Origin of the sequence: Micromonospora sp. HB375 (assembly GCF_017872985.1) — a bacterium.
GTDB classification, from domain to species: Bacteria; Actinomycetota; Actinomycetes; order Mycobacteriales; family Micromonosporaceae; genus Micromonospora; species Micromonospora chalcea.
The window spans coordinates 4556243-4581800 of sequence record NZ_JAGGJO010000001.1 but is presented as its reverse complement, the minus strand read 5'-3'; the positions used below and the strand labels follow the sequence as shown (position 1 = coordinate 4581800).

At 75.1% G+C, this 25558-nt stretch carries 3 protein-coding genes; all 3 read left to right on the top strand.

Annotated elements, in window-relative coordinates:
- The first annotated feature begins 33 nt into the window (after nt 1–33).
- The 3 genes from J3R08_RS20595 to J3R08_RS20585 are packed head-to-tail and all read left to right on the top strand — an operon-like array spanning nt 34 to nt 25558.
- The gene (locus tag J3R08_RS20595) at nt 34–10983 is read left to right on the top strand and encodes a type I polyketide synthase (protein WP_209962511.1); all 10950 of its coding nucleotides are present in this window, start codon (nt 34–36) and stop codon (nt 10981–10983) included.
- Between the two features lie 36 nt (nt 10984–11019).
- The gene (locus J3R08_RS20590; protein ID WP_209962508.1) at nt 11020–16014 is read left to right on the top strand and encodes a type I polyketide synthase; all 4995 of its coding nucleotides are present in this window, start codon (nt 11020–11022) and stop codon (nt 16012–16014) included.
- A 46-nt stretch (nt 16015–16060) separates the two neighbouring features.
- A complete protein-coding gene (locus J3R08_RS20585; protein WP_209962507.1) occupies nt 16061–25558 on the top strand; it encodes a type I polyketide synthase in 9498 nt (3165 codons plus the stop codon).

Genomic DNA, 25558 nt, shown 5'->3' with positions numbered 1-25558 from the left:
CGACGACGGGTCAACACAAGGAGTGCGCGGTCCATGGCTGACGAGGCGAAGCTTCTCGACTACCTCAAGCGGGTCACCGCTGACCTGCACCAGGTGCGCCAGCGCCTGCGCGAGGTGGAGGCCGGTGAACAGGAACCGGTCGCCATCGTCTCCATGAGCTGCCGCTTCCCCGGCGGGGTGCGCTCTCCCGAGGACCTGTGGGAGGTGGTCGCGTCCGGCCGGGACGTGGTCACCGACTTCCCCGAGGACCGCGGCTGGGACCTCGGGTCGCTCTACGACAGCGACCCTGAACAGAGCGGCACGTCGTACACGCGGCAGGGCGGCTTCGTCCACGACCTGGCCGACTTCGACCCGGGCTTCTTCGCGATCTCCCCCCGCGAGGCGCTGGCGATGGACCCGCAGCAGCGCTGGCTGCTGGAGACATCGTGGGAGGCCCTGGAGCGGGCCGGCATCGACCCGCACTCGCTGCGCGGCAGCCGCACCGGCGTCTTCGCCGGCAGCACCGGCCAGGACTACGGCACCGTGCTGATGGGTGCCGCGCAGGGCCTGGAGGGGCACCTGATGACCGGCAACGCCGGCAGCGTGGTCTCCGGCCGGATCGCCTACACCTTCGGGCTGGAGGGCCCGGCGGTCACCATCGACACCGCCTGCTCGTCCTCGCTGGTCGCCCTGCACCTGGCGGGGCAGGCGCTGCGGCAGCGGGAGTGCACCCTGGCGATCGTCGCCGGGGTCACCGCCATGTGCACCCCGGCCGCCTTCGTCGAGTTCTCCCGGCAGCGCGGCCTCGCCGCCGACGGCCGCTGCAAGGCGTTCGCCGCCGCCGCCGACGGGACCGGCTGGTCCGAGGGCGTCGGCGTCCTGGTGCTGGAGCGGCTGTCGGACGCGCAGCGCAACGGCCACCCCGTCCTCGCCGTGGTGCGGGGCAGCGCCGTCAACCAGGACGGCGCCTCCAACGGCCTGAGCGCCCCGAACGGGCCGTCGCAGCAGCGGGTGATCCAGCAGGCGCTGGCCAACGCCGGCCTCGCCACCGGCGGCGTGGACGTGGTGGAGGCGCACGGCACCGGCACCCGGCTCGGCGACCCGATCGAGGCGCAGGCGCTGCTCGCCACGTACGGGCAGGACCGGGGGGACTCGGCGCCGCTGCTGCTCGGGTCGGTCAAGTCGAACATCGGTCACGCCCAGGCCGCCGCCGGTGTCGCCGGTGTGATCAAGATGGTCATGGCGATGCGGCACGGCGTCGTACCGCCCACCCTGCACGTGGACGAGCCGACGCCCGAGGTCGACTGGTCGGCCGGCGAGGTGTCGCTGGTGACCGAGGCGACGCCGTGGCCGGCGGTGAGCCGGCCGCGCCGCTCGGCCGTCTCCTCGTTCGGGGTGTCCGGCACGAACGCCCACACCATCCTGGAGCAGGCTCCGGAGCCCCAGCAGTCCCCGTCGGCCGCCGCCGCGTCGCCGGTCGAGCGGCCGGTCGTGCCGGTGCCGGTGTCGGCCCGGGACGCGGCCGGCCTCGCCGCGCAGGCGGGCCGCTGGGCGGCCCGGATCGCCGCCGACGAGACCCTGCGGCCCCTGGACGTGGCCTTCTCGTCGGTCACCTCACGCTCCACCCTGGAGCACCGGGCCGTGGTCTCCGCGACCGGCCGTGAGGAGTTGCTGGCCGGGTTGCGTGCCCTGGCCGCCGGGCAGCCGTCGGGTGCGGTTGTCACGGGCCAGGCCGGCGGCCGGGGTCCGTTGGCGGTGCTGTTCTCCGGCCAGGGTGCGCAGCGCGCCGGCATGGGCCGGGAGTTGTACGCCGAGTTCCCGGTGTTCGCCGCCGCGTTCGACGAGGCGTGCGGGCACCTGGACAGGGCCCTGCCGCGCCCGCTGCGTGAGGTGCTCTTCGCCGAGCCGGGTTCGGCTGAGGCGGAGCTGCTGGATCAGACGGTGTTCACGCAGGCGGGGTTGTTCGCCGTCGAGGTGGCGCTGTTCCGTCTCGTCGAGTCCTTCGGCGTCGCCCCCGACCTGGTCGGCGGCCACTCGATCGGCGAGGTCACGGCGGCGTACGTGGCGGGGGTGCTGTCGCTGGAGCACGCCTGTGCGTTGGTGGCGGCGCGGGGCCGGTTGATGCAGGCGCTGCCGACCGGTGGCGGGATGCTGGCGGTCGCGGCGGCCGAGGCCGATGTGGCGGCGGCGCTGGACGGGTTGGCCGGTGTAGGGATCGCGGCGGTCAATGGTCCGCAGGCTGTTGTGGTCTCCGGTGCCGTTGAGGCCCTCGACGAGGTGGAGCGGGTCTGGAAGGACCGGGGTGTGCGGACGCGTCGGCTCGCGGTCAGCCACGCGTTCCACAGTCCGTTGATGGAGCCGATGCTCGCTGATTTCCGGGCCGTTCTCGACGGGTTGGAGTTCGCCGCGCCGGTGCTGCCGGTCGTGTCGAACGTGACCGGTGCCCTGGCCGGCGATGAGATCCGCACGCCGGAGTACTGGGTGCGGCACGTGCGCGAGGCGGTGCGGTTCGCTGACGGGGTCGCCGCGCTGCGCGCCGCTGGGGCGGACACGTTCCTGGAGGTCGGCCCGCGTAGCGTGCTGACCGCGATGGTCGGCGACATCCTGCCCGCCGACGACGCCGTGCTCGCCGTGCCGGCGCAGCGCGGGGACCGGCCCGAGGCGCACGGGCTGCTGGCCGGGCTGGCCGAGCTGCACGTGCACGGGGTGGCGGTCGACTGGCGGCAGTGGTTCGCCGAGACCGGCGCGCGGCGCGTCGACCTGCCCACGTACGCCTTCCAGCACCAGCGCTACTGGCCCGAGGCGGGCGCCGGGTGGACCGGCGACGTCACCGCCGTCGGCCTGCGCCCCGCGCAACACCCCCTGCTCGGGGCCGCCGTCGGCGTCGCGCACGCCGAGGGATTCCTGTTCACCGGCCGGCTGGCCCGGCGTACCCACCCGTGGATCTGTGACCACGTCGTCTTCGACACCGTGCTGCTGCCCGGCACGGGCTTCGTCGAACTCGCCCTCCAGGCCGGCGCGCACGTCGGCGCGGACCACGTCCGCGAACTCACCCTGGAGTCGCCGCTGATCCTGCCGGAGACCGGGGGCGTCGACATCCAGCTCTGGATCGGCCCGGCCGACGAGACCGGCTGCCGGTCCGTGTCGCTGCACTCCGCCCAGGACGGCGAGCCGGCCGAGGGCACGGGCGAGCGGACCTGGACCCGCAACGCCAGCGGCGTGCTGGCCAGCGGCCCCGCCGCCCCGAGCGGCCCCGCCGGCTGGTCCGACCTGACCACCTGGCCGCCGCCGGGCGCCACCGAGGTCGGCACCGACGACCTCTACCTGAACCTCTCCGCCCAGGGCTACGACTACGGTCCGTCCTTCATCGCCCTGCGCTCCGCGTGGCGGCGCGGCGACGACCTCTTCGCCGAGCTGGCGCTGCCCGAGGCCCCCGCCGCCGAGGCCGGCGGGTACGGCCTGCACCCGGCCCTGCTCGACGCGGCGCTGCACACCCTCGGCCTGACCACGCCGGCCGGAGAGCCTTCAGGGGCGGGCATGCCCCCGGGGTACGGCCGGCTGCCGTTCTCCTGGAACGACGTCGCCCTGCACGGCGCCGGGGCCGCGGCGGCCCGCGTCCGGGTCTCGCACACCGGCCCCGACAGCATCTCGCTGCTGCTCACCGACGTCACCGGCGCGCCCGTCATCTCCGTCGGCTCCCTGGTCCTGCGGCCGGTCTCCGCCGACCAGCTCCGCACCGCCTCCGGCGGCGGCACCGAGTCGCTCTTCCAGGTCGATTGGGCGCCGCTCGCGCTGCCCGCCGGCCCGTCCACTGTCGACTGGGCGGTCATCGGCGACGCCGCGGCGCTCACCGACGCGGTCGCGGCCACCGGCACGGCCGTGGCGGCGTACCCCGACCTGACGGCCCTGGCCACGGCGATGGACGACGGGACGGACGCGCCCGGCGTGCTGGTCCTGCCGTTGCTCGACCCGCCCGCGTCGGCGGACGTGCCGCGCGCCGTCGCCGAGGCGACCCACCGGGTGCTTGCCGTGCTCCAGCAGTTCCTCGCCGAGGAGCGCTACGCGGTGTCCCGGCTGGTGGTGCTGACCTCGGGCGCGGTCGCCACCGACCGGGACGCCGACCTGACCGACCTGGCCGGCGCCGCCGTGATCGGCCTGCTCCGCTCCGCCCAGTCGGAGAACCCCGACCGGTTCGTGCTTGTCGACGTCGACGACGTGGCCGGCTGTGCCGCCGTGCTCGTCCCGGCCGTCGCGACCGACGAACCGCAGGTCGTGATCCGCGCGGGTGTCGCCGCCGGCGCCCGGCTCACCCGGGTTCCCGCCCCGGCCGAGCCGCCGGCCGCCCCGTTCGACTCCGACGGCACCGTCCTGATCACCGGCGCCACCGGAACCCTCGGCCAGCTGATGAGCCGGCACCTGGTCAGCACGTACGGCGTCCGGCACCTCATCCTCACCAGCCGGCGCGGCCGCGCCGCCGGGGGCGTCGCGGAGCTTTGCGCCGAGCTGGAGGCGCTCGGCGTGAGCGTCACCGTCGCCGCCTGCGACGTCGCCGACCGCGCCGCCGTGGCCGAGCTGCTGGCCGGCATCCCGGCGGAGCACCCCCTCACCGCCGTCGTCCACGCCGCGGGCGTCCGCGACGACGGCGTCATCTCCTCGCTCACCCCCGAGCGGATGGACGGCGTGCTGCGGCCCAAGGTCGACGCCGCGTGGCACCTGCACGAGCTGACCGCCGACCTCGGCCTGAAGGCGTTCGTCTCGTACTCCTCGCTGGCCGCCACCGCAGGCGGCCCGGGCCAGGGCAACTACGCCGCCGCCAACGCGTTCCTCGACGGGCTGGCCCACCACCGCAAGGCGCGCGGCCTCGCCGCGCTCACCCTCGCCTGGGGCCTCTGGGCCGACCGCAGCGGCATGACCACCGAGCTGGACGACGTCCACCTCAACCGGATCTCCCGCTCCGGGGTCGCCGCCATGGAGGCCGAGGAGGGGCTCGCGCTCTTCGACGTGGCCTGCCGCACCACCGACGCCGCGCTCGTCCCGGCCCGGCTGGACCTCGCCGCGATGAAGGTGCAGTTCGCCGGCGGGAGCATCCCGCCGCTGTACCGGGCGCTGATCCGCACGCCCGCGCGCGCCGCCGCGGCCACCACCGGCGCGTCACTGGTGCAGCAGCTCGCCGGGCTGGGCGACGCCGAGCGGGCCGCCGCTCTGGTCGAGATCGTCCGCGGGCAGGCCGCCGCCGTGCTCGGCTACCCCGACCCGGCGGCCATCGAGCCGCGCCGGGCGTTCAGCGAGTTCGGCTTCGACTCGCTGACCGCCGTCGAGATGCGCAACCGGCTCAACAACGCCTTCGGGATGCGGCTGCCGGCCACCCTCGTCTTCGACTATCCGACCCCGCACGACCTGGCGGGCTTCCTGGGTACGGAGATCGCCGGCACCCCGGTCCCCGTGCGACCCGCGACGACCACCGTGCCGGTCGGCGACGACGAGCCCCTCGCGATCATCGGCATGGCCTGCCGGCTGCCCGGCGGCGTGTGGTCGCCCGACGACCTGTGGCGGCTGGTGGTCGACGGCGTCGACGCGATCAGCGACCTGCCGACCGACCGTGGCTGGGACCTCGACAGCCTCTACAGCCCCGACCCCGACGCCCCCGGCACCTTCTACGCCCGCGGCGGCGGCTTCCTCAGCGGCGTGGACCGGTTCGACCCCGGCTTCTTCGGCATCTCGCCCCGCGAGGCCCTGGCCATGGACCCGCAGCAGCGGCTGCTGCTGGAAACCACCTGGGAGTCCTTCGAGTCCGCCGGCATCGACCCGGCCGACGTACGGGGCAGCAGCACCGGCGTCTTCGTCGGCACCAGCGGCCAGGACTACGGCTCGCTGCTCGCGTACTCGCCGGAGGCCGCCGAGGGCTACATGCTGACCGGGATGACCAGCAGCGTCATCTCCGGCCGGGTGGCGTACACGTTCGGACTGGAGGGGCCGGCGGTGTCGCTGGACACGGCCTGCTCCTCGTCGCTGGTGGCCCTGCACTGGGCCGGTCAGGCGCTGCGGCGCGGCGAGTGCGACATGGCCCTCGCCGGTGGCGTGATGGTGATGGCCACCCCGACCGCCTTCGTCGAGTTCTCCCGGCAGCGCGGCCTGGCCGCCGACGGCCGGTGCAAGTCGTTCGCCGCGTCGGCCGACGGCACCGGCTGGTCCGAGGGCGTGGGCATGCTGCTCGTGCAGCGGCTCTCCGACGCGCGCCGACAGGGCCGCACCGTGTACGCGGTGGTGCGCGGCTCGGCGATCAACCAGGACGGCGCCTCCAACGGGCTGACCGCCCCGAACGGTCCGTCGCAGCAGCGGGTGATCCGCCAGGCGCTGGCGTCGGCCCGCCTTACCACGGCCGACGTGGACGTGGTCGAGGCGCACGGCACCGGCACCACGCTCGGTGACCCGATCGAGGCGCAGGCCCTGCTGGCCACGTACGGGCGGGAGCGGCCCGCCGACCGGCCGCTGCTGCTCGGCTCGATCAAGTCGAACATCGGCCACGCCCAGGCCGCCGCCGGGGTGGCCGGTGTGATCAAGATGGTGCAGGCCATCCGGCACGGCCTCGTCCCGGCGACGCTGCACGTGGACGAGCCGTCCCCGCACATCGACTGGACCTCCGGCGCCGTCGAGCTGGCCACGGAGTCGCGGCCGTGGCCGGCGGTGGACCGGCCGCGCCGGGCGGCGGTGTCGTCGTTCGGCATCTCCGGCACGAACGCCCACGTGATCATCGAGCAGGGTGACGAGCCGGTCGACGCCGCACGCGTGCACACCCGGCCCGGCCTCGTGGATTCCGGCGTCGTGGCATGGCCGCTGTCGGGGCGGTCGAGGGAAGCCCTGACCGGCCAGGCGGCCCGGCTGGCCCGGCACGTACGCGAGCACGGCGAGGTCGATGCGGCGGCGGTGGGCTGGTCTCTCGCCGCCACCAGGTCGACGTTCGACCAGCGGGCGGTCGTGGTCGGGTCGAGCGCGGAGGAGTTGCTGGCGGGGCTGGACGCTCTGGCGTCGGGGTCGCCGGCCGGCAACGTGGTCGCGGCGGCGGCTCTGTCGCATGGCGCGGGTGCGGTGTTCGTGTTCCCGGGTCAGGGTGCGCAGTCGGCGCGGATGGCGGCGGGTCTGGTGGGTCGTGCGCCGGTTTTCGACGCGCGTCTGGCGGAGTGTCAGCGGGCCCTGGCCCCGTACCTCGATGTGGACCTCGTTGCGGTGTTGACCGGTGACGACGAGTCGTGGCTGGCGCGGGTGGAGGTCGTGCAGCCGGTGCTGTGGGCTGTGGGTGTGGCGCTGGCGGCGGTGTGGCAGCACGCCGGGGTCACCCCGGCGGCGGTGGTCGGTCACTCGCAGGGTGAGATCGGCGCGGCGTGTGTGGCGGGGATTCTCTCCCTGGAGGACGCGGCGAAGGCTGTGGCGTTGCGGTCGCGGGCGCTGACGGTGCTGCGGGGTACCGGGACGATGGCGTCGGTGGACCTGTCGGCGGAGGCGGTGGCTGAGCGGCTGTCGGCGTTCCCGGGTGTCGGGGTGGCGGCGGTGAACGGTCCGTCGACGGTGGTGGTGTCGGGTCCGCCGCAGCCGGTCGCGGATCTGGTGGAGGCGTGTCAGGCCGACGGGGTGCGGGCGCGGTTGATTCCGGTGGACTATGCGTCGCACTCGGTGGCGGTGCAGGAGGTCGCGGAGCGGTTGCGCGCGGACCTGGCCGACGTGAGCCCGCAGCCGGGGCACACTCGGCTTGTCTCGACGTTGACGGGGGACTGGGTGGACCCGTCCTCGATGGACGCCGGTTACTGGTACGACAACCTGCGGCAGACCGTGCAGTTCGACGCCGCCGTGCGCGTCGCTGTCGCCGCCGGGCACACCACGTTCGTCGAGATCAGCCCCCACCCGGTGTTGACGATGCCGGTGACGGCGATCCTGGACGATGCGGGCGTCACCGGGCACACCCTGGGCAGCCTGCGCCGCGGTGACGACGATCCGACGCGGCTGCTGACGAACCTGGCGACCGCCCACGCGATCGGCCTGCCCGTCGACCTGACGGCCGTCCTGGCCGGGACCGACCCTGTCGCCCTGCCCACGTACGCCTTCGACCACCAGCGGTACTGGGTCGAGCCGCCGGCGCACCGGGCGCAGGATGTCAGCTCCGCCGGTCTCCAGGACGCCGGGCACCCGCTGCTCAGCGCCACGCTGACGTTCCCCGACAGCGAGCGGATGGTCTTCACCGGGCGGCTGTCGGTGCGTACCCACCCGTGGCTCGGCGAGCACCGGGTGATGGACAACATCCTGCTGCCCGGCACCGCCTTCGTGGAACTCGCCACATACGCCGGTGCGCAGGCCGGCTGCCCGACGGTGGAGGAGCTGACGCTGCTCGCCCCGCTCGTCCTGCCCGAACTCGGCGCGCTCCAGGTGCAGCTGACGGTCGGCGACCGCGACGACGACGGGCGGCGCACCGTCCAGCTCCACTCCCGGCCCTACCGGGACGGCTCCGACGAGATCCTCGCCGACGTCGCCTGGACCTGCCACGCCACCGGCCTGCTCGGCCCGCAGCCGGCCGACGCCGCGCCCGCCTTCGACCTGGGGGTGTGGCCGCCGCCCGGCGCGACGCGCGTCGAGTCCGACGACTTCTACTCCGGCATCGAGGCGACCGTCTTCGGGTACGGGCCGGCGTTCCGGGGTCTGCGTGCCGCGTGGATCCGCGACGACGAGGTCTTCGCCGAGGTCGAGCTGCCCGCCGGCCACCACGCCGAGGCCGGCCGCTTCGGCGTGCACCCGGCGCTGCTCGACGGCGCGCTGCAGGCCATGTCGATCGGCGGCTTCCTCGGCCGGATGGGCGACCGCGCCGACGTCGGCGTGCCCCGTCTGCCGTTCGCCTGGACCGGGGTCTCCCTGCTCGCCGCCGGGGCCACCGCCCTGCGCGTGCGCGTCGCCGCGGCCGGCGAGGTCGGCGTCTCGTTCCAGGTGGCCGACGCCACCGGCGCCCCGGTGCTGCACGTCGACTCGCTGATCATGCGCCGTGTCTCCGGGGACTCCCTCGGCGCGGCCCGCTCCGGCCGGCACGAGTCGCTGTTCCAGGTGGACTGGCCCGTGCTGCCGGTGCCCACCGGCCCCGTGCCGGCGGCCATCCGCTGGGTGGCGCTCGGCGACGACCTGGTGCTCAGCGCGGCCTGCGAGGCGGCCGGTGCCCGGGTGCGTACCGACGTCGGGCTCGACACCCTCGGCGACCTGCTCGCCGGGGGTGAGCCGGCGCCCGAGCTGGTGATCGTCCCGGTCGGCGACGCCGGGAACCCGTCGGACCCGGAGCTCGCCGCGCAGGCGCGCGCCGCCACGCACCGTACGCTCGCCGCGTTGCGGACCTGGCTCGCCGACGACCGGTTCGCCGACTCGCGGCTGGTGCTCGTCACCCGGGACGCGGTCGCGGCGGGGGAGCAGGAGCAGGTGAACCTGTGCCAGGCCCCGGTCTGGGGCCTGCTGCGTGCCGCCCAGCTCGAACACCCGGGCCGGTGCCAGCTCGTCGACCTCGACGACGCCCCGGACAGCGCCGCCGCGCTGGCCGCCGCCATCGCCTCCGGCGAGCCGCAGCTCGCCGTGCGCGACGGGCAGGTCCGCACCCCACGGCTCGGCCGGGTTCCGGCCGGTGTCGAGCCGCTGCCCGGCGGGATCGACCCGGCCGGCACCGTGCTGATCACCGGCGGCACGGGCGTGCTGGGCCGCATCCTGGCCCGCCACCTCGCCACCAGCCACGGCGTACGGCACCTGCTGCTGGCCGGGCGGCGCGGCGCGGCGGCCGAGGGGATCGGCGACCTGGTCGACGAACTCGCCGGCACCGGTACGGAGGTGACCGTCGCGGCCTGCGACGCCGCCGACCCCGAGGCCCTGTCGGCGCTGCTGGCCGGGGTGCCTGCAGCGCACCCGCTCACCGCCGTGGTGCACGCCGCCGGCGTCCTCGACGACAGCGTGCTGGAGTCGATGACCCCCGAACGGGTGGACGCGGTCGCCGTGCCGAAGATCGACGCCGCCTGGCACCTGCACCGCCTCACGGCCGACGCGAACCTTGCGGCCTTCGTCCTGTTCTCGTCGGCGGCGGCCACGCTGGGCAGCGCCGGCCAGTCCAACTACGCGGCGTCGAACGCCTTCCTCGACGCCCTCGCGGCGCACCGCCGGGCACGCGGGCTCGCCGGCATCTCGCTCGCCTGGGGCCTGTGGGCGCAGGCCAGCGGCATGACGGGCCACCTCGGCGGCGACGACGTGCGGCGGATGGCCGAGCAGGGCGCCACCGGCCTGGCCACCGAACAGGCGCTGGATCTCTTCGACGCCGCGTGGCGGCTCGACGCGGCAACCGTCCTGCCGATGCGCCTGGACGTCGGGACGCTGCGCGGGCAGGCGGAGACCGGCACCCTCGCGCCCATGCTCCGGGCCCTGGTCCGGGTGCCGCTGCGACGCTCCATGGACGCCACCGGTGCCCGCTCCGGCGGGGTGCAACTCGGTCGGCGGCTCGCCGGACTGGCCGCCCCGGAGCGGCTCAAGGTGGTGCTCGACGTGGTACGCGCGAACATCGCCGCCGTCCTCGGCCACGCCGGCTCGGACGCGGTCGACCCGAACCGGCTCTTCACCGACCTGGGCTTCGACTCGCTCACCGCCGTCGATCTGCGCAACCGGCTCAACAGCCTGTCCGGCCTGCGGCTGCCGGCGACGCTCGTGTTCGACTACCCGACGCCGACGGCGCTCGCCGAGAAGCTGACGAGCGAGATCGCCGCCGACGCGGCGCCCTCCACCCAGCCGCTCTTCCAGGGCATCGACACGGTGGAGAGCCTGCTCACCGCCATCCCGCTCGACCCGGCGGCCCGCGCCCGGTTCACCGCCCGGATGCAGGACCTGCTCGCCAAGGCGTCCGACCTGGCGGCCGGGCCCACCGTCGAACCGGACCGGCCAGACCTCGACTCGGCCAGCGACGACGAGATCTTCGACTTCATCAGCAAAGAGTTTGGAATCTCCTGAGATGACCAACCTTCGGACCGAGGCAGGGGCCACCCGATGAGCGACGACAAGCTGCGGTACTTCCTGAAGCGGGTGACAGCCGACCTGCACGACACCAAGCGCAAGCTGCAGACCGTCGAGGCCCGCGACCAGGAGCCGCTGGCCATCGTCTCGATGAGCTGCCGCTTCCCGGGTGGCGTGCGGTCGCCGGAGGACCTGTGGGAGCTTGTCGCCGACGGCCGGGACGCGCTCACCGAGTTCCCGGACGACCGGGGCTGGGACCTGGAGGCGCTCTACGACCCCGACCCGAACAAGCCGGGCAAGAGCTACACCCGCATCGGCGGGTTCCTCGACGGCGCCGGTGACTTCGACCCGTCCCTGTTCGGGATCTCGCCGCGTGAGGCCCTCGCCATGGACCCACAGCAGCGGCTGCTGCTGGAGACGTCCTGGGAGGCAGTCGAGCGGGCCGGCATCGACCCGCTGTCGCTGCGCGGCAGCTCCACCGGTGTCTTCGTCGGGCTGAGCACCTCGAACTACGGCATGGGTCTGCCGAACGTGCCCGAGGGTGTCGACATGTACATCGGCACCGGCAACACCACAAGCGTGGCGTCCGGCCGGATCTCGTTCACCCTCGGCCTCAACGGCCCGGCCGTCACCGTGGACACCGCCTGCTCCTCCTCGCTGGTGGCCCTGCACCTCGCCGTGAACGCCCTGCGCCGCGGCGAGTGCGACCTGGCCATCGCCGGTGGCGTCACCGTCATGGTCACCCCCGGCGTGTTCGTCGTCTTCTCCCGGCAGCGCGGCATGTCCGTCGACGGCCGGTGCCGGGCCTTCGCGGCCGGCGCGGACGGCACCGGCTGGGGCGAGGGCGGCGGCGTGCTCGTCGTGGAGCGGCTGGCCGACGCCGAACGCAACGGCCACCCGGTCCTCGCCGTGATCCGGGGCAGCGCCCTCAACCAGGACGGCGCCTCCAACGGGCTCACCGCCCCCAACGGCCCCTCTCAGCAGCGGGTCATCCGCCAGGCCCTCGCCAACGCCCGGCTCGGCTCCGCCGACGTCGACATGGTCGAGGCGCACGGCACCGGCACCACCCTCGGCGACCCGATCGAGGCGCAGGCGCTCATCGCCACGTACGGGCAGGACCGCCCGGCCGACCGTCCGCTGTGGCTGGGCTCGGTGAAGTCGAACATCGGCCACACCCAGAGCGCCGCCGGCGTCGCCGGGCTGGTCAAGATGGTGATGGCGCTGCGTAACGGCGTCATGCCGGAGACCCTGCACATCGACGAGCCGTCCCCGCACGTGGACTGGACGGCCGGGGCGGTCTCCCTGCTCACCGAGTCCAAGCCGTGGCCGGAACTGGACCGCCCCCGCCGCGGCGGCGTCTCCTCCTTCGGGGTCAGCGGCACCAACGCCCACGTCATCCTGGAGGAGTACCGCCCGCGCGTCGCCGAGGCGGCGACCGTCGACGGCGGGCAGGCGGACGGGACCGGCGCCGTCGAGCCCGCGCGCCGGCCGGGCCTGGTCGCGTCGGACGTGACCCTCTGGCCGGTGTCGGCCCGGTCGAGGACCGCCCTGGGCGGGCAGGCGGCCCGGCTCGCGGACTTCCTGCGCAGGCGCGGCGAGATCGATCCGGCGGCGGTCGGCTGGTCGCTGGCCACCACCCGCTCGACGTTCGACCACCGTGCCGCCGTCGTCGGGTCGACCGCCGACGAGCTGCTGGCCGGGCTGGACGCCCTCGCCGCCGGCCAGCCGGCGGGGAACCTCGTCACCGGTACGGTCACCAGCGCCGGCGCAGGTCCCGTCTTCGTGTTCCCGGGTCAGGGGGCGCAGTCGGCGCGGATGGCGGCCGGGCTCGTCGGTCGTACGCCGGTGTTCGACGCGAAGCTGGCCGAGTGCCAGCGGGCCCTGGCGCCGTACCTCGACGTGGACCTCGTCGCGGTGTTGACCGGTGACGACGAGTCGTGGCTGGAGCGGGTCGAGGTCGTGCAGCCGGTGCTGTGGGCCGTCGGCATCGCCCTGGCGGCCGTGTGGCGCGCGGCGGGCGTCGTCCCGGACGCGGTGATCGGTCACTCCCAGGGCGAGATCGGCGCGGCCTGTGTCGCCGGGATCCTGAGCCTGGAGGACGCCGCGAAGGCAGTGGCGTTGCGGTCGCGGGCGCTGACGGTGCTGCGGGGGACCGGGACGATGGCGTCGATCGACCTGTCCGCCGACGCGGTCACCGAGCGCCTGGGGGAGTTCCCGGGCGTCGGAGTCGCGGCCGTCAACGGGCCGTCCACCGTCGTGGTGTCCGGCCCGCCGCAGCCCGTGGCCGACCTCGTGCAGGCGTGCCAGGCGCAGGGCGTCCGCGCCCGGCTGATCCCCGTGGACTACGCGTCGCACTCCGAGGCCGTGCGGCAGGTGGCCGAGCAGCTCCGCGCGGACCTGGCCGGCGTCACCCCGCGGGCCGGCCACACCCGGCTGGTCTCCACCCTCACGGGCGAGTGGGCCGACCCGCTCACCATGGGCGCGGAGCACTGGTACGACAACCTGCGGCAGACCGTGCAGTTCGACGCCGCGGTCCGTACGGCGGTCGCCGCCGGGCACACCACGTTCGTCGAGATCAGCCCGCACCCGGTGCTGACGATGCCGGTCACCGCGATCCTCGACGACACCGGCGTGAGCGGGCACACCATCGGCAGTCTGCGTCGTGGTGACGACGACGCGACCCGGCTGCTGACCAACCTCGCCACCGCGTACGCCGTCGGCCTGCCCGTCGACCTGGCGGACGTCCTCGCCGAGACGGAGGTCGCGCCGCTGCCCACGTACGCCTTCGACCACCAGCGGTTCTGGCTCGACGGCAGCGGCGGGCCCGACCTGGAGACCCTGCTGTCGGGCATGAGCGGCGACCCGGGCGACGCGGGCTTCTGGGCCGCCGTCGAGAGCGGGGACGTCACGGCGCTCGCCGAGACCATCGCCACCGAGGAGACCCCGGCACACGAGGTTCTCGACGCGCTGCTGCCGGCCCTGCCGATGCTCACCTCCTGGCGCCGGCAGCGGCGCCGGCAGGCCGACATCGACAGTTGGCGCTACCAGGACACCTGGAAGCCCCTGACCGGCGTCGCCAACCGGGGCATGGACGGCACCTGGGTCGTGGTCATGCCGACCGGCGACATCATCGAGCCCTGGCAGGACGCCTGCGTCGAGGCGATCGCGGCGGCCGGCGCGACGCTCGTGCCGGTGGCCGTCTCCACGCCCGACGTCGACCGCGACCAGTTCGGCAAGCTGCTGCAGGAGGCGCTCGCCGCCGCACCGGGCGGCGACGCCACCGCCGACGCCGCCGGCGTGGTCTCGCTGCTCGCCTTCGACGAGCTGGCCCACCCGCTGTACCCCTCCGTGCCCGGCGGCTTCGCCGCCACCGTCGCGCTCTTCCAGGCCCTCGGCGACATCGGCCTGCGCGCGCCGATGTGGAGCGTCACCTCCGGCGCCGCGTCGGTAGGCATGGCCGACCTGCTGCGCGCCCCGGCGCAGTCGCTGGTCTGGGGCTTCGGCCGGGTCGCCGCGCTGGAGCACCCGCAGCGCTGGGGCGGCCTCGTGGACCTGCCCGAGGCCGTGGAGGACCGCTGTGCCGACCTGCTGGTCGCGGCCCTCACCACCGCCGGGGACGAGGACCAGATCGCGGTACGCCCGAGCGGCCTGCTCGCCCGCCGGCTCACCCGCGTCCCGCTCGGCGACAGTCAGCCCGCCAACCCGTGGCAGCCGTACGGCACGGGGCTCGTCACCGGCGGCACCGGCGCGCTCGGTGGGCACGCCGCCCGCTGGCTGGCCCGCAGCGGTGTGGAGAACATCGTCGTCGTCAGCCGGCGGGGCATGGCCGCGCCCGGCGCGCAGCAGCTCGTCGACGACCTCACCGCGCTGGGCGCCCAGGCCACAGTGGTCGAGTGCGACGCCTCCGACCGCGACGCCCTGGCCGAGCTGATCGAGGCGATCCCCGCCGAGTACCCGCTCACCGCGGTCGTGCACGCCTCCGCGGTCCTCGACGACGCCATGATCAACGACATCCGGCCCGAGCAGATCGAACGGGTGCTGCGGGCCAAGGTCGACGTCGCGTACAACCTGCACGAGCTGACCCTCGACCACGAGCTGTCCGCGTTCGTCATGTTCTCGTCCTTCGCCGGCAGCGTGGCCAGCTCCGGCGTCGGCAACTACGCCCCGAGCAACGCGTTCCTCGACGCGCTCGCCCAGCACCGCCGGGGCCTCGGCCTCACCGCCACCTCCGTCGCCTGGGGGGCGTGGGCCGGCGGCGGCATGGCCGACGGGCCGCTCGGCGAGCTGCTGCACCGCCACGGCGTACCCGAGATGACCCCGGAGGCGGCGATCACCGCGCTGCACCAGGCCGTGGACCACGGCGAGGCGTTCCTCACCATCGCCGACATCGCCTGGGAACGGTTCTCCGTCGCGTTCACCGCCACCCGGCCCGGTCCGCTGATCAGCGACCTGCCGGACGTGCGGCGGCTCGCCGCCGCCGAGGCGATGGACAGCGTGGAGGTCGGCGACGGCCCGGAGTCGTTGCGGGAGCGGCTCGCCGGGCTGCCCGCCGCCGAGCGGTTCGCCGTGCTGCTCGGCCTGGTCCGTGGCCAGGTCGCCGCCGTGCTCAACTACCCGTCCGCCGACTCCGTGGACGAGCATCGGGCGTTCCGGGAGCTGGGCTTCGACTCCGTCACCGCCGTCGAGCTGCGTAACCGGCTCGGCGCGGCCACCGCCGTGGCCCTCCCGGTCACCCTGGTCTTCGACTACCCGACCCCGACGACCCTGGCGGAGTACCTCTACGCCGAGGTCGCCCACGACGACGTGGTCACCCCGAACGCGCTCCTCGACGATCTGGACCGGATCGCCGAGGGCCTCGACGTGGTCGCCCGGGACGAGGCGGCCCGGGTGCGGGCCACCGTACGCCTGCAGGCGATGCTCTCCCGGCTCGGCCAGGACAGCGGTGGCGCCGACATCGGCCGGCACCTCGACGACGCCACCGACGACGAACTGTTCGCGATGGTGGACAAGGACCTCGGCATCTCCTGACCCAGCTCCAGCTCTCTCCCGTCTCTTTCGAGGAAGCGGCACTCCGATGGCCAACGAAGACAAGCTCCGCGACTACCTCAAGCGGGTCATGGCTGATCTCCACGACACCCGCCGCCGACTCAGCGAGGCCCAGTCCCAGGAACTGGAGCCGGTGGCGATCGTGGCGATGAGCTGCCGGTTGCCGGGCGGGGTGCGCAACCCCGACGACCTGTGGGAGCTGTTGCGGGACGGCCGGGACGCCGTCGCGCCCTTCCCCGACGACCGGGGCTGGGACCTGGAGCGCCTCTACCACCCCGACCCCGACCACCCGGGCACCTCGTACGCCCGGGAGGGCGGGTTCGTCGACGGGGCCGGCGACTTCGACTCCGCCTTCTTCGGCATCTCGCCGCGCGAGGCGCTGACCATGGACCCCCAGCAGCGGCTGCTGCTGGAGACCTCCTGGGAGGCGGTCGAGGCCGCCGGCATCGACCCCGCCTCGCTGCGCGGCAGCCGGACCGGGGTGTTCGTCGGCACCAACGGGCAGGACTACGGCACCCTGCTGATGATGTCGCCCGACGGCGACGAAGGGCACTCGATGACCGGGGGCGCGGCGGCCGTCGCGTCGGGCCGGGTGTCGTACGCCCTCGGGCTCGAAGGACCGGCCGTATCCATCGACACGGCCTGCTCGTCGTCGCTGGTGGCGCTGCACCTCGCCGTGCAGGCGCTGCGGGCGGGGGAGTGCGACCTGGCGCTGGCCGGCGGGGTGACCGTGATGGCCACCCCGGGCCTCTACATCGGATCCAGCCGGCAGCGCGCACTCTCCACCGACGGGCGCTGCCGGTCGTTCGCCGCCGCCGCCGACGGCGCCGGGTTCTCCGAGGGGGTCGGCTGGCTGCTGGTCGAGCGGCTGTCGGACGCCCGCCGCAACGGCCACCGCGTCCTGGCTGTGGTCCGCGGCACCGCCGTCAACCAGGACGGCGCGTCGAACGGGCTGACCGCGCCCAACGGGCCGGCCCAGCAGCGGGTCATCAGCCAGGCACTCACCTCCGCCCGGCTCTCCACCGCCGACGTCGACGTGGTGGAGGCGCACGGCACCGGCACCAGGCTGGGCGACCCGATCGAGGCGCAGGCGCTCATCGCCACGTACGGGCAGGACCGTGACGAGGCGCCGCCACTGCTGCTCGGCTCGGTGAAGTCGAACATCGGCCATGCCCAGGCCGCCGCGGGCGTGGCCGGCGTGATCAAGCTGGTGCTCGCCATCCGGCACGGCCTCGTGCCGGCGACGCTGCACGTCGACGCGCCGTCGCCGCACGTCGACTGGACGGCCGGCGCGGTGGAACTGGTGACGCAGGCCCGCCCGTGGCCCGAGACGGGCCGGGTACGCCGGGGCGCCGTCTCCTCGTTCGGCATCTCCGGCACCAACGCTCACGTGATCATCGAGCAGTCGGCTGAGCCGGTCGAGTCGGGTGCGGGTGGGCGTGGGGCGGGGTTGGTCGCTTCGGATGTGGTGGCCTGGCCGGTGTCGGCGCGGTCGGGGGCGGCGTTGGCCGGTCAGGTTGCCCGGCTTGCGCGGCACGTGCGTGAGCGGGGTGGGATCGATCCGGTGGAGGTGGGCTGGTCGTTGGCGGCTACCCGGTCGGCGTTCGATCATCGCGTCGTTGTCGTCGGGTCGTCCGTCGAGGGGTTGCTTGCCGGGCTGGATGCCTTCGCTGCCGGTCAGCCGGCGGGGAACGTGGTCACGGGGGTGGCGTCGAGTCCGGGTGCGGGTCCGGTCTTCGTGTTTCCGGGTCAGGGCGCGCAGTCGGCGCGGATGGCGGCGGGGCTGGTGGGTCGTACGCCGGTGTTCGACGAGTGTCTGGCGGAGTGCCGGCGGGCGTTGGCGCCGTATCTCGATGTGGATCTCGTGTCGGTGCTCACGGGCGAGGACGAGTCGTGGCTGGACCGGGTCGAGGTGGTGCAGCCGGTGCTGTGGGCCGTCGGTGTCGCTCTGGCGGCGGTGTGGCGTGCGGCGGGTGTGGTTCCGGACGCGGTGATCGGCCACTCGCAGGGTGAGATCGGCGCGGCGTGCGTGGCGGGCATTCTGAGCCTGGAGGACGCGGCGCGGACGGTGGCGTTGCGGTCGCGTGCGCTGGCGGTGCTGCGGGGTACCGGGACGATGGCGTCGGTGGACCTGTCGGCGGAGGCGGTGGCCGAGCGGCTGCCGGCGTTCCCGGGTGTCGGGGTCGCGGCGGTCAACGGCCCGTCCACCGTCGTGGTGTCGGGTCCGCCGGAGCACGTCGCCGGCCTTGTCCAGGCGTGCGGGGCCGAGGGTGTTCGTGCCCGGCTGATCCCGGTGGACTACGCGTCGCATTCGCCCGCGGTGCAGGAGGTCGCCGAGCAGCTTCGGGCGGACCTGGCCGGTGTCGGTCCGCGGGCCGGTCACACCCGGCTCGTGTCCACTCTCACCGGGGACTGGGTGGATCCGGCGGTGATGACCGCTGACTACTGGTACGACAACCTGCGGCAGACTGTGCTCTTCGACGCGGCCGTGCGGACGGCTGTTGCTGCCGGGCACACCACGTTCGTCGAGATCAGCCCGCATCCGGTGCTGACGATGCCGGTCACCGCGATCCTCGACGACACCGGCGTGAGCGGGCACACCATCGGCAGTCTGCGTCGTGGTGACGACGACGCGACCCGGCTGCTGACCAACCTCGCCACCGCGTACGCCGTCGGCCTGCCCGTCGACCTGACGAGGGTGCTGCCCGCCGCGGCCACCGTCGACCTGCCCACGTACGCCTTCGACCACCACCGGTACTGGCCCGCGCCGCCGCTCTTCCTCACCGCGGCCGACGCCGCCCCGGACATCGACCGCTGGCGCTACCGGGTCACCTGGCGGGCCCTGCCCGACCTGCCGCTGACCTGGCTCGCCGGCACCTGGCTCGTGCCGGTGCCCGCGGCGCTGGGCGACGACCCGCTGGTCACCGACGTGCTGTCGGCCCTGGGCAACTTCGGCGCGGACGTCGTCCCGGTGGAGCTGGACGTCACACACGACCCGGCGGCGCTGGCCGAGCGGCTGAGCGCCGCGCTCACCGGCCCGGACGGACCCGTCGCCGTGCTCTCGCTGCTGGGTCTGGACGAGCGGGCGCACCCGGAGCATCCGGCCACCTCGCTGGCCGTCTCGGGCACCGCCCTGCTGGTGCAGGCGCTCGGGCTGCTCGGCGTCGAGGCGCCGCTGTGGTGCGCCACCCGGGGAGCCGTCGTGGCCTGCGCCGACGACCCGGCGCCGCGCCCCGCCGCCGCCTCCGTCTGGGGGCTCGGCCGCGCCGTCGCCCTGGAACACCCCGCCCGCTGGGGCGGCCTGCTCGACCTGCCCGACGTGCTCGACGCGCAGGCCGGCGCGCTGCTCTGCGCGGCGCTCGGCGCCAGCGGTGGCGAAGACGCCTTCGGCGACGACGGCGCGGAGCAGTCCGGCCGGGGCGAGGACCAGCTCGCCGTCCGCGCCTCCGGCGTCTTCGTCCGCCGCCTCACCCGGATCACCGAACCCGAGCCGGTCGAGTCCGGCGACGCGGACGACACCCGGCGGATGCGCGGCACCGTGCTGATCACCGGTGGCACCGGCGGACTGGGCGGGCATCTGGCCCGCTGGGCGGGCCGCTCCGGCGCCGCGCACGTCCTGCTGGCCAGCCGGCGCGGCCCGGACGCCCCGGGCGCCGCCGAGCTGGAGGCGGAGCTGACCGGTCTCGGCGTACGGGTCACAGTGGCCCGCTGCGACGTCGCCGACCGGGCACAGGTGGCCGACCTGCTCGCCGCCGTCCCCGCCGACGCCCCGCTGAGCGCCGTGCTGCACACCGCCGCCGTCCTCGACGACGGCATCGTCGACACCGTCACCGCGCAGCGCCTGCACACCGTCGCCGCGTCGAAGTGCGTCGCCGCGCTGCACCTGGACGAGCTGACCCGCGACCTCGACCTGGACGCCTTCGTGCTCTTCTCCTCGGTGGCCGGAACCACCGGCAACGCCGGGCAGGGCGCGTACGGGGCGGCCAACGCCTTCCTCGACGCCCTCGCCGAGCGGCGCCGGGCCGAGGGACTGCCGGCCCTCTCGGTGGCCTGGGGCGCCTGGCGCGGGGCCGGCCTGCCCGCCGAGAACGAACGCGCCCAGGAACGGCTGCGCCGGGGCGGCATGATCGGCATGGACCCGGAACTGGCCGTCGAGGCCCTCGCCCGGGCGCTGCGCCGCGACGAGCCCACCACAGTCGTCGCCGACATCGACTGGGCCCGTTTCGCCCCCGCGTTCACCCTGGTACGGCCCAGCCCGCTGATCGGCGACCTCGCCGAGGCCCAGGAGGCGACGCAGCCGGCCGGGCAGCAGGAGGCCGCCGAGGAGGAGACGGGCGTACCATCGGCCCTCGCCCGGCGGCTCGCCGCGCTCGCGCCGGGGGAGCGCACCGCGACACTGCTGGAGCTGGTGCGGCAGTGCGCGGCGACGGCCCTCGGCTACGGCGCCGCCGACGACATCCCGGCCACCCAGCCCTTCCGCGACCTCGGCCTGGATTCGCTGACGGCAGTCGACATGCGCAACTTCCTGGCCGCCGCCACCGACCTGCGGCTGCCCGCGACGCTCGCCTTCGACTATCCGAACCCGACGGTGCTCGCCGCGCACCTCGGCGAACTGCTCACCGGGATCGTCCCCGACGCGACCACCCCCGCCCCGGCCGCCGCGGCCGAGGACGACGACCCGATCGCCATCGTGGCGATGAGCTGCCGCCTGCCCGGTGGGGCGGACACCCCGGAGCAACTGTGGCAGCTCCTCGCCGCCGGCGGCGACGCCATCGGGGAGTTCCCCACCGACCGGGGCTGGGACCTGGACCGGCTCTTCGACTCCGATCCGGAGAAGGAGGGCACCAGCTACGCCCGTGAGGGCGGCTTCGTCACCGGCGCCACCGACTTCGACGCCGGCTTCTTCGGCATCAGCCCCCGCGAGGCCCTCGCCATGGACCCGCAGCAGCGGCTGCTGCTGGAGGCGTCCTGGGAGGCGGTCGAGCGGGCCGGGATCGACCCGCACACGCTGCGCGGCAGCGCCACCGGCGTATTCGTCGGCACCAACTACCAGGACTACCGCAACCTGATGTTCAGCGCCGAGGGCGCCGAGGGGCACCTGATGACCGGCAACGCCGGCAGCGTCCTGTCGGGCCGGGTGTCGTACACCCTCGGGCTGGAGGGCCCCGCCGTCTCGGTCGACACCGCCTGCTCGTCGTCGCTGGTCGCGCTGCACTGGGCCTGCCAGGCGCTGCGCCGCTCGGAGTGCTCACTCGCCCTGGTCGGCGGCGTGACCGTCATGTCCACCCCCGGGGTGTTCGTCGGCTTCAGCCGGCAGCGGGGCCTCGCCCCGGACAGCCGGGTCAAGGCGTTCGCCTCCGCCGCCGACGGCACCGGCTGGGGCGAGGGCCTCGGCCTGCTGCTCGTCGAGCGGCTCTCCGACGCCCGCCGCAACGGTCACCCGGTGCTCGCGGTCATCCGGGGCAGCGCCGTCAACCAGGACGGCGCTTCCAACGGCCTCACCGCCCCGAACGGGCCGTCGCAGCAGCGGGTGATCCGGCAGGCGCTCGCCAATGCCGGCCTCGCCCCGGCCGACGTGGACGCCGTCGAGGCGCACGGCACCGGCACGAAGCTCGGCGACCCGATCGAGGCGCAGGCCCTGCTCGCCACGTACGGCCGGGAGCGGCCCGCCGAGCAGCCGCTCTGGCTCGGCTCGATCAAGTCGAACATCGGTCACACCCAGGCCGCCGCCGGTGTCGCCGGGATCATCAAGATGGTGCTGGCGCTGCGGCACGGCTACCTGCCGCAGACCCTGCACGTGGACGAGCCGACCGACCAGGTGGACTGGAGCGTCGGTGCGGTCGAACTGCTCCGCGAGGGCCGCCCCTGGCCGGTCACCGACCACCCGCGCCGCGCCGCCGTCTCCTCGTTCGGCATCAGCGGCACCAACGCGCACACCATCCTGGAGCAGGCCCCGGAGCCGGTCGAAGCCGAGCAGCCGACCGGTGACCCGGCGCGGCTGCCGGTGGTGCCGGTGCTGCTGTCGGGCCGTTCGGGGCTCGCGCTGGCCGCCCAGGCGCAGCGCTGGTCCGAGCAGCTCACCGGGCTGGAGGCGCCACGTACGGTCGACGTCGGCTGGTCGTCGGCCGTCGCCCGGGCAGCCCTGGAACACCGGGCCGTCGTGCTGGCCACCGACCGGATCGCGCTGGGCGCCGGGCTGCGCGCCCTCGGCGCCGGCGAGGACGCGCCGCTGGTGGTCACCGGCGTGGCGGTGCCCCGGCCGAAGGTGGCGTACCTGTTCTCGGGGCAGGGCGCCCAGCGGGCCGGGATGGGTCGCGAGCTGGCCGAGGCGTTCCCCGTCTTCGCCGCCGCCCTGGACGAGGCCTGCGCCGCCCTCGACGCGCACCTGCCCCGCCCGCTCAGGCCACTGCTCTTCGCCGAGCCCGGCACGCATGAGGCCGAGGCGCTGGACCGCACCGAATTCACCCAGCCGGCGCTGTTCGCCGTGGAGGTGGCGCTGTTCCGGCTGTTCGAGGCGTGGGGGGTCCGCCCCGACGCCGTCGCCGGGCACTCGATCGGCGAGATCGCGGCCGCCCACGCCGCCGGTGTGCTCTCCCTGGCCGACGCCGCCGAGCTGGTCGCCGCCCGGGGCCGGCTGATGCAGGCGCTGCCGGCCGGGGGCGCGATGCTCGCCGTCGCCGCCACCGAGGCCGAGGTGACCGCCACGCTCGGTGAGCGGGCCGACCGGGTCTCCGTCGCGGCCGTCAACGGCCCCGCCGCGGTCGTGGTGTCCGGGGCCGGCGACGCCGTCGAGGAACTGGCCGCCCAGTGGGCCGCCCGGGGTGTCCGGGTCCGGCGCCTGGCGGTCAGCCACGCGTTCCACAGTCCGCTGATGGATCCGGTGCTCGACGACCTCGCCGCCGTCGCCGGACGGCTGCGGTACGCGGCTCCGAGCATCCCGATGGTCTCCACCGTCACCGGCGCGCCGGTCGACGCGGCGGAGATCGGCGCGCCCGGCTACTGGGTGCGCCACGCCCGCGAGGCGGTACGCTTCGCCGACGCCGTCGTGGCACTGCGCGAGCGCAACGTCACCGGCTACGTCGAGATCGGCCCGGACGGGGTGCTCACCGCCCTCGCCCAGGCCGTCCTGGCCGATGCCCCGGCCGGCGGCCGGGCCCCGCTGGTGGTGCCCGCCCTGCGCCGGGACCGCGCCGAGCCGAGCACCCTGCTGCGCGCGCTCGCCGCGCTGCACACCCACGGCGTCTCCCCGGACTGGTCCGCCGTCTACGCCGGTACCGGCGCCCAGCGGGTCGAGCTGCCCACCTACGCGTTCGACCGGCAGCGCTACTGGCCGGAGCCGCCGCCGTGGGCCGCCCTCGTGGCCGCCGACGAGGCCACCGAGGTCGAGCGCCGCTTCTGGGCCGCGGTCGAGGCCGAGGACCTGGAGTCGCTGGCCCGCGACCTCGACGTGCACCGCGACCAGCCGTTCGGCACCGTGCTGCCCGCCCTGTCGGCGTGGCGCCGGCGCGGCCGGGAGCAGGCCCTGGTCGACGGCACCCGCTACCGGGCGGTCTGGGAGCCCATCGCGGAGACCTCGCAGGAGCAGGACCCCGGCCGGTGGCTGGTGCTGCTGCCCGCCGACCGGGCCGACGACCCCGACCTGCACTCCTGCACCTGGGCCCTGGGCGCCGAGGTGAGCATCGTGCCCGTGGACACCGCCGCCGACTCCGAGGAGCTGTGCGGCGGGTTCGCCGACGTGCTCACCGAGGCGCTCGGCGCGGGCGACGGGCCGCTGTCGATCCTGTCCTTCCTCGGCCTGGACGACGCCCCGCACGCCGAGCACCCGGCGCTGCCGCGCGGCCTCGCCGCGACCGTGCACCTGCTCCAGCAGCTCGTCGACCTCGACGCCTCGGTCCGGCTCTGGTGCGTCACCCAGGGCGCCGTCGGCCTCGGCGACGGCGACGCCCCGGCCAACCCGCGGCAGGCGATGCTGTGGGGCCTGGGCCGGGTGGCCGCGCTGGAGCAGCCCGCCCGCTGGGCCGGGCTGGTCGACCTGCCCACTGACCTGGAGCCGTGGACGGCGATGCGTCTCGGCGGCATCCTCACCGGCGGCGGCGTGGAGGACCAGCTCGCCGTCCGCGAGTCCGGGGTGCTGGTGCGGCGGCTCGTACCGGCCACCACCACCGACGGGGAACTCACGCCGTGGCAGCCCCGGGGCACGGTGCTGATCACCGGCGGCGCCGGTGCGCTCGGTGGGCACGTGGCCCGCTGGGTGGCCGCCGAGGGCGCGCAACGGGTGGTGCTGACCAGCCGGCGGGGGACCGGCACCCCGGGCGCCGCCGAGCTGATCTCCGAGCTGGCCGGGCTCGGCGTGGACTGCCGGGTGGTCCGCTGCGACGCCGCCGACCGCGCCGCCGTCACCGACCTCCTGGCCGATCTCCGGCGGGAGGGGCCGCCGCTGCGCGCGGTGGTGCACGCCGCGGGTGTCAGCGAGGTGGTGCCGCTGGCCGACACCACCCTGGAGGACCTGGCGTACGTCATCGCCCCGAAGGTCTGCGGCGCCGAACACCTCGACGAGCTGCTCGGCGACGCCGAACTGGACGCGTTCGTGCTCTTCTCGTCCATCTCGGCGGTGTGGGGCAGCGGCGGACAGGGCGCGTACGCGGCCGGTAACGCCTACCTGGACGCGCTCGCCGAGCGGCGACGCGGCCAGGGCCGGGCGGCCACCTCCATCGCCTGGGGACCGTGGACCGAGTCGGGCATGTACACCGAGGGTGCGGCGGAGCAACTGCGCCGCCGCGGCCTCCAGGTGATGCCGCCCGGCGTGGCGATGGCCGGGCTGCGGCACGCCCTGGCGGTCGGCGACAGCTGCGTCACCGTCGCCGACGTCGACTGGGCCACCTTCCAGCCGCTGTTCACCTCGCTGCGGCCCAGTCCGCTGCTGGCCGACCTGCCGGCCGTACGCGGGCTGGCCGCCGCCCCCGCCGAGGCGCCGGAGGCGGTCGCGCCCGGCGCCCGGGACCTGCTCGCCGGGCTGCGGGCGCTGCCGGACGACGAGCGGCGGGCCGCACTGCTGGAGATGGTGCGGGTCGACGCGGCGAAGGTGCTCGGCCACCCCTCCGCCGACGCGATCGAGACCGACCGGGGCTTCCTGGACCTCGGCTTCGACTCGCTCACCGCCGTGGAACTGCGCAACCTGCTCACCGCGGCGACCGGGCACGACCTGCCCACCACCGTCGTCTTCGACTACCCCACCCCGGACGGCCTGGCCGGCCACCTGTACGAGCAGCTCTTCGCGGGCGCTGCGGGGGAGGACGGCGACGGCGGCGACGAGGAGTCCGTGCGCCGGGCCCTCGCCGCGATCCCGCTCGACGAGCTGCGGCAGGCGGGCCTGCTCGACCAGCTGCTCCAGCTGGCCCGTACGAGTGCCGGCACGCCGGCCGTGGCGTCCGCTGCCCCGGTCACGCCGTCCGCACCCGAGACCCAGATCCGCGAACTCGACGTCGCCGGCCTGGTCCGGATGGCCCTGGAAGGCTCCGACTCGTGA